Annotated in this window: 8 protein-coding genes; 5 read left to right on the top strand and 3 right to left on the bottom strand. The window is 61.7% G+C overall.

The genetic code is table 11. The features are described from left to right. Window positions 1-10 precede the first annotated feature (10 nt). The 5 genes from C7G61_RS23655 to C7G61_RS23675 all read left to right on the top strand — a co-directional run bounded on the left by C7G61_RS23655 (window position 11) and on the right by C7G61_RS23675 (window position 6,863). The gene (locus C7G61_RS23655; protein ID WP_108518984.1) at window positions 11-676 is read left to right on the top strand and encodes a DUF4286 family protein; all 666 of its coding nucleotides are present in this window, start codon (window positions 11-13) and stop codon (window positions 674-676) included. A 24-nt stretch (window positions 677-700) separates the two neighbouring features. Further along, entirely contained in the window at window positions 701-1,900 is a 1,200-nt protein-coding gene (gene chrA, locus C7G61_RS23660) for a chromate efflux transporter (protein ID WP_244608437.1), read from the top strand. A gap of 291 nt (window positions 1,901-2,191) precedes the next feature. Then, a complete protein-coding gene (locus tag C7G61_RS23665) occupies window positions 2,192-3,991 on the top strand; it encodes an FAD-dependent oxidoreductase (RefSeq protein WP_108519176.1) in 1,800 nt (599 codons plus the stop codon). Next, entirely contained in the window at window positions 3,961-5,811 is a 1,851-nt protein-coding gene (locus C7G61_RS23670) for a 2-oxoacid:acceptor oxidoreductase subunit alpha (RefSeq protein ID WP_190241940.1), read from the top strand. The genes C7G61_RS23665 and C7G61_RS23670 overlap by 31 nt, the downstream gene beginning before the upstream one ends. Continuing rightward, on the top strand, window positions 5,808-6,863 hold the full coding sequence (locus tag C7G61_RS23675) for a 2-oxoacid:ferredoxin oxidoreductase subunit beta (protein WP_108518988.1): 1,056 nt from the start codon (window positions 5,808-5,810) through the stop codon (window positions 6,861-6,863). Before C7G61_RS23670 ends, C7G61_RS23675 begins: the two co-directional genes overlap by 4 nt. Window positions 6,864-7,039: 176 nt before the next feature. Here C7G61_RS23675 and C7G61_RS23680 read toward each other — a convergent pair whose 3' ends face one another. The 3 genes from C7G61_RS23680 to C7G61_RS23690 are packed head-to-tail and all read right to left on the bottom strand — an operon-like array spanning window position 7,040 to window position 11,817. Next, window positions 7,040-8,584: a SpoVR family protein gene (locus C7G61_RS23680; protein ID WP_108518990.1), complete on the bottom strand. Its 1,545-nt coding sequence runs from the start codon at window positions 8,582-8,584 to the stop codon at window positions 7,040-7,042. Then, window positions 8,581-9,861, bottom strand: coding sequence for a YeaH/YhbH family protein (locus C7G61_RS23685; RefSeq protein WP_108518992.1), 1,281 nt, complete (start codon window positions 9,859-9,861; stop codon window positions 8,581-8,583). Before C7G61_RS23685 ends, C7G61_RS23680 begins: the two co-directional genes overlap by 4 nt. 12 nt (window positions 9,862-9,873) lie before the next feature. Then, a complete protein-coding gene (locus C7G61_RS23690; RefSeq protein WP_108518995.1) occupies window positions 9,874-11,817 on the bottom strand; it encodes a PrkA family serine protein kinase in 1,944 nt (647 codons plus the stop codon). Between the last annotated feature and the right edge of the window lie 415 nt (window positions 11,818-12,232).

Below are 12,232 nucleotides of genomic sequence, written 5' to 3' on the forward strand. Positions count from 1 at the left end.
AATCAAGAAAATGCCGATCGCGGGTAAAGGCATGCTGCTGACGTCGATGAACATCGACGCGAAGGACGAAGCCGAATTCAATCGCTGGTACGACCGCGAACATCTCGAAGAACGCGTCGCGATCGACGGCTTCCTCGAAGCGCGCCGCTATGTCGCGCATGCGGGCAATCCGAAATATCTCAGCCTCTACTCGACCGAAACGTTTGAGGTGCTGGACAGTCCGGCCTATCGCACCGCGCTTTCAAACCAGACCGCGTGGTCAAAGGCCAACATCGCCCGCTTCCAGAACATGATCCGGGCGGTCGCGCGCATCACGGTCAGCCAAGGCACGGGCCGCGGCGCGGCGCTCGGCATCATCCGGCTGCGTTCCTCGGCCGGCGGTGAGGACAAATTGCGTGCCGCGCTCGCCGAGCAACTCGATCCGGCCGAGCTCGACGGCATCATCTCGATGCATTTGATCGAGAGCGATCCGGCACTGTCGAAGCCGATCACCGATGATCCCTCGACGCCCAATCCCGGCGCCGGCGACTGGTTCGTGCTGATCGATGCGACTGACGTAGGCGCCGTCCCTTCTGCGGCGGCGCGGTTTCTCGACAATGCCGCACTCAAGCCGCTGGTGATTTCCAGCGGCGTCTACCGGCTGATGTGGGATATCGCCAAAAGCGACCTCGGCTAGGGCTTGGAATCGATGCCCAATGCCATGAATGACCAAAAGGCCACGGGCAGTACCGCGGAGGTCTTTGCCGCCTTCCTCAAGCTCGGCCTCACGTCGTTCGGCGGGCCGATCGCGCATCTTGGTTACTTCAGGGCTGAGTTCGTCGAGCGGCGGAAATGGCTCAGCGAAAGCAGCTATGCGGACGTCGTCGCGCTCTGCCAGTTCCTGCCGGGCCCGGCTTCCAGCCAGGTCGGCTTCACCCTCGGAATCCTGCGCGGCAACGGCCTGCTCGGCGGGCTCGCCGCGTGGTTCGCCTTCACCATGCCGTCGGCACTCATTCTCTTCGCCTTCGCGCTCGGTGCGACGGCCTTCACCGGCCCGTTCGCTGAAGGGATTCTGCACGGCCTGAAGCTGGTCGCGGTCGCCGTGGTTGCGCAGGCGATCTGGGGCATGGCGAACAGCTTGACGCCGGATCGGGCGCGGGCGGCCATCGCGCTTGCGGCGGTTGCGATCGTGGTTTTCATCGGCGGATCGTTTGGACAGATCGGCGCCATTGCGCTGGGGGCCGTGGCCGGGCTCTGGCTGTGCCGCGGCAATGGGCCCGCCCCTGCGGGCCATCTCGGCTTTTCAGTATCGCCTCGACACGGCGCGGTCGCGCTTGTGCTGTTCGCAGCGTTGTTCCTGATCACGCCGCTGGTGACGGCCAAGACCGGCTCGCAGGGCCTTGCGCTGTTCGACGCGTTCTATCGTTCCGGCTCGCTGGTGTTCGGCGGCGGCCATGTCGTGCTGCCGCTGTTGCAGGCGGAAGTGGTGACGCCGGGCTGGGTCAGCAACGAGGATTTCCTCGCCGGCTACGGCATGGCGCAAGCGGTGCCCGGACCGCTGTTCACTTTTGCGGCCTATCTCGGCGCCATTGGACCCGCTCCCAATGGTCTCGCCGGCGCTACGATTGCACTCATTGCCCTGTCTCTGCCGGGTTTGCTGCTGGTCTACGGCATGCTGCCGTTCTGGGATGCACTACGCCTGCGTCCCACCGCCCAAGCCGCCATGCGCGGCACCAATGCCGCCGTTGTCGGCATCCTTGGGGCGGCGCTCTACAATCCGGTCTGGACCAGCGCCGTGCTTACTCCGCGGGATTTCGCCATCGCGTTGGCGGGCTTCCTGCTGCTGACGGTGTGGAAATTGCCGCCCTGGATTGTCGTCGTCCTGCTGGCGGCGGCGGGAGCCACCCTGCGACTGATCTGAGCACACGTCATCGCATCTGCGTACATTCGTTTGCCCGACATGCGCGTACTTGCCGTGTTCGAAGTTGAAGCTGCACTGCACATGCTGCACTGCCGCATCGATATGCGACGCTAAGTCCAAGCTCCCATGCAGTTGAAGGCCGGAGATCGCACAAAATTGCCTTGTGCGCGGCGTCTGGAATGGCTCTAATAAGATAAGCCTATGATCCAATTCAAAAACCACAAGAACGCTCGTTAAGCGTTCGAGGCAAAATAAGGCCGCGTTCCCGTAGCTTGCGCGGACAAGGTAGGAATGAAACCGACTGATATATCGGCGCCAGACTACTTTCACAAAGTGGTCGATTGCCAATGGGCCTGCCCCGCACACACACCGGTTCCCGAGTACATCCGTTTGATTGCCGAGGGGCGTTATAGCGACGCCTATATGATCAACTGGAAATCGAATGTGTTTCCCGGAATTCTGGGACGCACCTGCGATCGTCCATGCGAACCCGCCTGCCGACGCGGCCGCGTCGAGGAAACTCCGGTTGCGATCTGCCGCCTGAAGCGCGTTGCCGCCGACTTCAAGGACGACGTCAAGCACCGCATGCCGAAGCCGCTGGCCAAAAACGGCAAGCGCATCGCGCTGGTCGGCGGCGGTCCTGCTTCGCTGACGGTGGCGCGCGACCTCGCGCCGCTCGGCTATCACTGCACCGTGTTCGATGCCGATCCGAAGGCGGGCGGCATGATGCGGAGCCAGATTCCGAAGTTCCGCCTGCCTGACACCGTCATCGACGAGGAGACCGATTACATCCTCGACCTCGGCGTCGAGTTTAAGGGCGGGCATCGCATCGACAGCCTGAAGAAGCTGCTCAGCGAAAACTACGACGCGATCTTCATCGGCTCCGGCGCCCCGCGCGGCCGCGAGCTCGATATCCCCGGCCGCAAGGAAGCTGCCGCCAATATCCACATCGGCATCGAATGGCTGGCGTCGGTCTCGTTCGGTCATGTCGAGAAGATCGGCAGGCGCGTCATCGTGCTCGGCGGCGGCAACACCGCGATGGATTGCTGCCGCACCGCGCGCCGGCTCGGCGGCGCAGACGTCAAGGTGATCGTGCGCTCCGGCTTCGAGGAAATGAAGGCGAGCCCCTGGGAAAAGGAAGACGCCCTGCACGAGGATATTCCGATCCTCAATTTCATGGTGCCGGTGGCGTTCAAGCATGTCAGCGGCAAGCTCATCGGCGTCACCTTCCAGAAGGTGAAGGCCGAATACGACGCCAAGGGCCGCCGCAACCTGGTGCCCTCCGGCGAACCCAACCAGACCATCCCCTGCGACGACGTGCTGGTCGCGGTCGGCCAGGAGAATGCGTTCCCCTGGATCGAGCGCGATTGCGACATCGAGTTCGACAAGTGGAACATGCCGCAGGTCGACGCGAAGACCTTTGTCTCGACCAATCCGAAAGTGTTTTTCGGCGGCGACGCCGCGTTCGGCCCGAAGAACATCATCTGGGCGGTGGCGCACGGGCACGACGCCGCGCTGTCGATCCACAAGATGATATCGGGCGAAGACATCACAGAGCGCCCGCTTCCCGAGGTGCAAGTCTTTTCGCAGAAGATGGGCATCCACGAATGGAGCTACGACAACGATATCTCGGGGGACAAGCGCTACAAGGTGCCGCATCGCGACAAGGTGATCGCGCTGAAGGACATCAAGGCCGAGGTCGAGCTCGGCTATGACGTCAAGCTCGCGCTCGGCGAAGCGCAGCGCTGCCTGAACTGCGACGTGCAGACCGTATTCTCGGCGCCCGCCTGCATCGAATGCGATGCCTGCGTCGACATCTGCCCGATGGATTGCATCACCTTCACAGAGAATGGTGAGGAAGAGGATCTCAGGCAGCGATTGAAGGCGCCCTCGCCGCACCAGGACCAGGCGCTCTATGTCGCCGAGGGCCTCAAGACCGGCCGCGTCATGGTCAAGGACGAGGACGTCTGCCTGCATTGCGGGCTGTGCGCCGAGCGTTGTCCCACGGGTGCCTGGGACATGCAGAAATACCTCATCGATATGACTTACGCGGGAACAACATGCCAGTCCAAAGCCCGATCAGCAGCGTAAACGACTTCGTCGTCCGTTTCGCCAACGTCAACGGCTCGGGTTCGGCGAGCGCCAACGAACTGTTCGCGCGCTCGATCCTGCGCCACGGCGTACCGGTCAGCCCACGTAACATCTTCCCTTCCAACATCCAGGGCCTGCCGACCTGGTACGAGGTGCGGGTCACTGAAGCCGGCCATCTCGGCGCCCGCGGCGGCGTCGACATGATGGTGGCGATGAACCCGCAGACCTGGGACAAGGACGTCGCCTCGATCGAGCCCGGCGGCTATCTGTTCTACGATTCGACCAAGCCGATGCCGACGTCGAAGTTCCGCGCGGATATCAACGTGATCGGCGTGCCGCTGACGGCGATCACCAATTCGACCTACACCGATCCGCGCCAGCGCCAGCTGTTCAAGAACATCATCTATCTCGGCGCGATGTGCGCCCTGCTCGACATGGACCCGAAGATCGTCGAGCAATTGATTGCCGAACAGTACAAGGGCAAGGAGAAGCTCTTGTCCTCCAACGTCCACGCGCTGCATCTCGGCCGCGACTGGGCGCTGCAGAATTTGAAATGCCCGGTCGGGCTGCGGGTGAAGAAGTCCGATAAGGTCGGCGACCGCATTTTCATGGAAGGCAACAGCGCGGCTGCGCTCGGCGCGGTCTATGGCGGCGCCACCGTCTGCGCCTGGTATCCGATCACGCCGTCGTCGTCGGTGGCGGAGGCCTTCACGAGCCACTGCAAAAAGCTGCGGCACGATCCCGAGACCGGCAAGGCGAAATACGCGATCGTGCAGGGCGAAGACGAGCTCGCATCCATCGGCATCGTGATCGGCGCCTCCTGGAATGGCGCGCGGGCCTTTACCGCGACTTCCGGCCCCGGCATCTCGCTGATGACCGAATTCATCGGCCTGTCCTATTTCGCAGAGATTCCGGCCGTGATCATGAACATCCAGCGCGCCGGCCCCTCGACGGGCATGCCGACGCGCACCCAGCAATGCGACATCATCGCCTGTGCCTACGCTTCGCACGGCGACACCAAGCACGTCCTGCTGTTCCCGGAAGATCCGGCCGAAGCGTTCGAGTTCGCGGCGCAGTCGTTCGACCTCGCCGACCGGCTGCAGACCATGATCTTCCTGATGCTCGATCTCGACATCGGCATGAATCACCGGCTGTGCCGCCCGCTGAAATGGGACGACGCCCGGCAATATGACCGCGGCAAGGTGATGACGGCGGAAATGCTCGACGAGCCCGGCCGCGATTTCGGCCGCTATCTCGACGTCGACGGCGACGGCATTCCCTACCGCACCTACCCCGGCACGCATCCGACCAAGGGCTCGTTCTTCACCCGCGGCACTTCGCGCGACCGTTACGCGCGCTATTCGGAAGAAGGCGCGATCTATGCCGACAACATGCAGCGGCTGGTGCGCAAGTTCGAAACGGCGCAGGACATGGTGCCACGGCCATTGCAGGCCAACGCCGCCAAGCCGACCAAATATGGCGTGATCTATTTTGGCTCGACGGCGCCGGCGATGGACGAGGCGATCGGCTTGTTGGAAGCGCGCGGGCATCAGCTCGACCGCATGCGCGTCCGCGCCTTCCCGTTCCACTCCAGCCTGGCGAGCTTCATCGCCGACCATGATTTCGTGTACGTGGTCGAACAGAACCGCGACGGCCAGCTACGGCAATTGATCGTCAACGAGAACGGCATCGATCCAGTCCGGCTGGTGCCGATCCTGCACTATGACGGCAGCCCGATCACCGCGCGCTTCATCGCCAACGCCATCGGCGACCACCAGGACCACCTCAAGGTGACCCCTCTCCGCAAGGTAAAGTCATGACCTATATCGCCAAGCCGAAATTCCATCATCCCGGCCTGCCGAAGAACGAACTCGGCTATACCCACCGCGACTACGAGGGCAAGATCTCGACGCTGTGCGCCGGCTGCGGCCACGACTCGATTACTGCTTCCATCATCGAGGCCTGCTACGAGCTGTCGATCGAGCCGCACCGGGTGGCAAAGATTTCCGGCATCGGCTGCTCGTCGAAGACGCCGGATTATTTCCTCGGCAATTCGCACGGCTTCAACTCGGTGCACGGCCGCATGCCGTCGGTGCTGACCGGCGCCAACCTCGCCAACCGCGATTTGATCTATCTCGGCGTTTCCGGCGACGGCGACAGTGCCTCGATCGGCTTCGGCCAGTTCGCGCATTCGATCCGGCGCGCCGTCAACATGACCTATATCGTCGAGAACAACGGCGTGTACGGGCTGACCAAGGGGCAATTTTCGGCCACCGCCGACCGCGGCTCGAAATCCAAGAAGGGTGTGATTAACACCGACAACGCTATCGACCTGGTGGCGATCGCGCTGCAACTTGGCGCGAGCTTCGTGGCGCGCAGCTTCTCCGGCGACAAGAACCAGCTGGTGCCGCTGATCGCAGCCGCGATCCGGCACAAGGGCGCGTCGTTCATCGACGTCATCAGCCCCTGCATCGCCTTCAACAACCACGCCGGCTCGACCAAGAGTTTTGATTACGTCCGCGAACATAACGACGCGGTGAATCGCCTCGATGTGCTCACCGGCCGCGACCCGATCACGGTCGATTATGCGCCGGGCACGGTGCAGGTAGTCGAACAGCACGACGGTACGAGGCTGGCGCTGCGCAAGATCGACGCCGACTATGACGCCAACGACCGGCTGGCGGCCATGACCTTCCTGCAGAAGCACGCGGCCAAGGGCCAGGTGGTGACCGGACTGCTCTACGTCGATCCGGATTCGGAAGACCTCCACACCCATCTCGACACCGTCGAGACGCCGCTCAATACGCTGGAAGCCAAGGACCTGTGCCCCGGCACATCAGCGCTGGAAAAGATCAACGCCAGCCTGCGGTAGGCGTCAAGACTGTTCAAGCCCCTCATCGTGAGGCGTTCGTAGCCCGGATGGGGCGAAGCGCAATCCGGGATTCTTGCGACATTCGGCGCCGGTCCCGGGTTTCGCTTTCGCTTCACCCGGGCTACGGGCTATCGCTGCTCCTCACCATGAGGGGATTCATCACGCAGCAAACCCAGCTACGCTGCCACGGCGATGTTCCGCGGGTTTGCGACATACTCCTTCATGACCTTGCCGGCCCCGTCGGTCTCGACGAGCGACACGTCATAGCTCCAGAGATCGGCAAGGTGCTGCAGCACGCGCTTGGCGTCGGCTTCGCTGAGCTGGGCGCCCTTCACCACGGTGTGGCGCAACATCAGGCGACGATCGCCGGCGAGGTCGACGTCGACGACTTCGATGTTGGCGTCGATGAAGCCGACGTCGTATTGCCGCGCCAGTTCGCGCCGCAGCCGGCGGTAACCGCGCTCGTTGTGGATGGCGTCGACCAGGATACCGCTGCGCTCCTCCGGATCGTCATGCAGATGGAACAGGCGGAAGTGCCGCATCAGCCTCGGGCTCATGAACTGGCTGATGAAGCTTTCATCGCGATAATTGGCCCAGATGTCGCGCAACACACCCATGGCATCGCCCTTGCCGGCGATATCCGGAAACCACTCGTGATCCTCGGCGTCCGGATTGGTGACGATGCGCTCGATGTCCTGCATCATCGCAAATCCCAGCGCATACGGGTTGAAGCCGGAATAGCGCGGATCGTCGAATTCGGGCTGGAACACGACGTTGGTGTGCGACTGCAGGAATTCGAGGAAATTGCCGTCCGTCAGCCGTCCCTGCTGGTGCAGCCGGTTCATGATCTGATAGTGAACGTAGGTCGCCGTGCCCTCGTTCATCACCTTGGTCTGGCTCTGCGGATAGAAATACTGCGCGATGTGCCGCACGATCCGCAGTATTTCGCGCTGCCAGGGGCGCAGGCGCGGCGCCGTCTTCTCGAGAAAATACAGCAAGTTTTCCTGCGGCAGGCCGAGCATCTGGCGACGGCGCTCGACGTCCAGTATTGCGTCGCTCTTCACTTTACCGGCCGGAACGGTGCGCCACAAATCGTTGAAGGCGCTCTCCTCATGAGCGCGGCGCCTTCCCGCCCGCTTTTCCTCGGCGCGCAGGTCGAGACTCTTCTTGCCGGGATAGCGATCGATGCCGTGCGACATAAGAGCGTGCGCGGCATCGAGCGTATGCTCGACCGCCAACCGGCCGTGGCGTTCCTCGCAATGCGCCACATAGCGTTTGGCGAATTCGAGATAATCCAGAATGCCGTCGGCGTCGGTCCATTGCTTGAACAGATAGTTGTTTTTGAAGAAATGATTGTGGCCGAAGGCGGCATGCGCGATGACGAGCGTCTGCATCGTCGCGGTATTTTCTTCCATCAGGTAGGAAATGCACGGCGACGAGTTGATGACAATTTCGTAGGCCAGCCCCATCAGCCCCTTGCGATAGGACGCCTCCTGAAAGGCAAAGTGCTTGCCGAACGACCAATGCTTGTAGAACAGCGGCATGCCGACCGACGAATAGGCGTCCAGCATCTGCTCGGCGGTAATGACCTCGATCTGGTTGGGATAGACATCGAGCCCCAACTCGTCCCGCGCAATCTGCTCGCAGGCGTCGCAGACCCGCTGCAGCGTCCGGAAATCCCAGTCGGCGCCCTGAAACAGCAACTGATCGGTTGCGGTCATGACCCGGTCCTTTCCTGCTGGCTACGGCGCTGGAAGAGATCGTGAAACACCGGAAAGATCTCGCTGCGTTCGTTGACCTTGCGCATCGATAGCGGCGCGCCGCTCGCGCGCAGGCCCTCGTAAAGGGTCCAGAGCGACGAATTGGGCATTTCGTAGGACAGGCCGTTCTCCTGGCCGACTTCCAGATAGGCAAAAAACTGGGTAACCGGCAGGATCATGTCGGTCAGGAGCCGGCTGGTGACCTCGCCGTCCGCATAGGAATTGTCGCCGTCGGAAGCCTGCGCGGCATAGATATTCCAGTCCGCCGGCCGGAACCGCGACCGCACGATGTCGTGCATCGCCTGCAGCGCGCTCGATACCAGCGTGCCGCCGGAAGCCGCTCCGTAAAAGAACGTCTGCTCGTCGACCTCTTCGGCCCGGTCGGTATGCCGGATGAAAACGATCTCGACGTGGCGATAGCGCCGCTTCAGGAACACGTAGAGCAGCATATAGAAGCGCTTGGCCAGATCCTTCATATGCTCGGTCATCGAACCGGAGACGTCCATCAGGCAAAACATGACGGCCTGAGCCACGGGCTTCGGCACCGTCTCGAAACGCCGGTAGCGGATATCGATCGGATCGATGAACGGAATGCGGCGTATTTTTACCTTCAGAGCTTCGATCTCGGCCATGAGTTCGGCGCGGCGCGCCTCGTCGCTGCAATCCTTAAGCTCCGCCTCGAGCGCCGCCAGCACCTCCGGCCTCGGCCGCCGCAGCGCGACGCGCCGCGCCAGGGCGCGACTTACCGTTCGGCTCACCGAAATGTTGGCGGGCGAGCCGGAGGTTGTGTAGCCCGCCCGGCGAATACCCTGGCTTTCGACCTCGGCCAGCTTTCGCTTGGCGAGATCGGGCAATTCCAAATCGTCCAGGAACAGGTCGACAAACTCGTCGCGGCTGAGAACGAAGCGGAACGTATCTTCGCTGTCGCCCTCGCCCGCACCCCTGCCCTTGCCACCGCTCGGGTTCGGCCGCGGAAGAATATCGCCCTCGATGAACTTCTTGTTTCCAGGCAGCACCATGTCGCGCGTGCCGCCCTCGCGGCGAAAGCGCGGCTCGTCCATGCCATCGATCGGCACGCTGACCTCGCCGCCTTCCAGGACATCCTTGATGTCCCGGTCCTGCGACGACTTCTTCACCGCCCCCTGAACCAGCGCCTTGGCCCGGCGCAGAAAGCGCTGCCGATTCTCGAGACTCTTGCTACCCGGATTCAGGCGCCGGTCGACAATGTGAATGACCACGTTTCATCCGCCTCAGCCAGCCTGTTTTACGCGCATGTACCACTCGACCAGCCGGCGGACTTGCCGCTCGGTATAGCCACGCTCGACCATGCGCGCGACGAAGTCGTCATGCTTCTTTTCGGTCTCGCCGTCCTTCTTTGAGCCGAAGGAAATGACGGGCAGCAGATCCTCGACCTGGGAGAATATCCGCTTTTCGATCACTTCGCGAATCTTCTCGTAGCTGGTCCACGCAGGATTCTTGCCGCTGTTCTGGGCCCGCGACCGCAGCGAGAACTTGACGACCTCATTGCGGAAGTCCTTCGGATTGGCGATGCCGGCCGGCTTCTCGATCTTGGTCAGCTCCTGATTGAGCAGTTCGCGATCGAGCAGTTGTCCGGTGTCGGGATCCTTGAAATCCTGATCCTCGATCCAGGCATCGGCATAGTCGACATAGCGATCGAACAGGTTCTGGCCGTAGTCCGAATAGGATTCCAGATAGGCCTTCTGGATCTCATGCCCGATGAATTCGGCATAGCGCGGCGCCAGTTCGGCCTTGATGAACTCGAGGTAACGCTTCTCGACTTCGTCGGGAAGCTGCTCGCGCCGGATCGCCTGCTCCAGCGTGTACATCAGATGGACCGCGTCAGCACCGACCTCGCTGGTGTCGTGGTTGAAGGTCGCGGCGAGAACCTTGAAGGCAAAGCGGGTCGAAACACCGTCCATGCCTTCGTCGACGCCGGCGGCGTCCCTGTATTCCTGAACGCTGCGCGCCTTCGGATCGGATTCCTTGAGGCTTTCACCATCGTAGATCCGCATCTTGGCGAACACGGTCGAGTTCTCGTGCTTGCGCAACCGCGACATCACCGAGAAGCGCGCCATCGTTTCAAGCGTGGCCGGGGCGCAGGGCGCGGTAGCCAGTTCGGAGCCCTGGATCAGCTTTTCGTAGATCTTCTGCTCTTCGGTGACACGCAGGGAGTACGGCACCTTGATGACGCAGATACGGTCGATGAAGGCTTCGTTGTTCTTGTTGGCCTTGAAGTTTTGCCATTCCGACTCGTTGGAGTGCGCGAGAATGATGCCGGTGAAGGGAATAGCGCCGATATTTTCGGAGCCGATGTAGTTACCCTCCTGCGTCGCAGTCAGCAGCGGATGCAGCATCTTGATCGGCGCCTTGAACATTTCGACGAATTCAAGGATGCCCTGATTGGCGCGATTGAGCCCGCCGGAATAGCTGTAGGCATCAGGGTCGTTCTGGGCGAAGATCTCCAGTTTGCGGATATCGACCTTGCCGACGAGCGAGGAGATGTCCTGATTATTTTCGTCGCCGGGCTCCGTCTTCGCGATCGCGATCTGGCGCAGCCGCGACGGCTGGATCCTGGCGACGCGGAATTGCGAGATGTCGCCGCCGAAGGCTTCGAGGCGCTTGTAGCACCACGGACTCATCAGTCCGCTGAGGCGGCGGCGCGGAATGCCGTACTTTTCCTCGAGCATCGGCCCGAGCGATTCCGGATCGAACAGGCTGAGCGGGCTTTCGAATACCGGGCTGAGTTCGTCACCGGCCTTCAACACGTAAATGGGGTGGACTTCCATCAACGACTTGAGGCGTTCGGCAAGTGACGACTTTCCACCACCGACAGGCCCGAGCAGATAAAGTATCTGCTTGCGCTCTTCGAGGCCCTGCGCCGCGTGGCGGAAGAACCCGACGATGCGCTCGATCGTGTCTTCCATCCCGTAGAAGCCGGCGAAAGCCGGATAGAGCCGCATCGTGCGATTCAAAAAGATACGGCCAAGGCGAGGGTCCTTGGCCGTGTCAATCATCTGAGGCTCACCGATCGCAGCTAGTAGTCGTTCGGTCGCATTGGCATATCGCATCGGATCGCTTCGACACGACTCCAGATATTCGGCCATCGACATGTCGGTCTGGCTTCGAGCTTCGAAGGACCGGGCGAAAGCATTGAACAGAGAATCGTTGTACATGATCCGTCTCTCCATGGTCACCTGTAAATGCCGGACGCACCACTCGGGTTCCAGTGTCGGAGCGCCACAGCTTCCGTTCGCGAATCACAATCAGCACATGGGTCGATTGGACACGCGAGCGACTTCACAATGCAATGCAATAGTCGTGCTAACGGCCTCCTCCTCGTAAAGATACGGTGCCATTTCGCTCGCGTTGTAGCCGTGCTGCAACATTTTTTACCGGGGAAGTACTGAGCACGCCGTAAGGGATTTTTTAAGGAATCTGAGCGGTCACGCGGCTCGAATCTGCATCCGCCTGGCAAACCCCGAACAGCCAAACAGAGCACTTCGGGGCTCTGAAACGGCCCGGACGCGCGATAACCGCGCCTTTTGTGACCTTCGGACGGCCGGTCAGCGGCAAATAAGGCCAAGATTA

The organism is Bradyrhizobium algeriense (assembly GCF_003062295.1).
GTDB classification, from domain to species: Bacteria; Pseudomonadota; Alphaproteobacteria; order Rhizobiales; family Xanthobacteraceae; genus Bradyrhizobium; species Bradyrhizobium algeriense.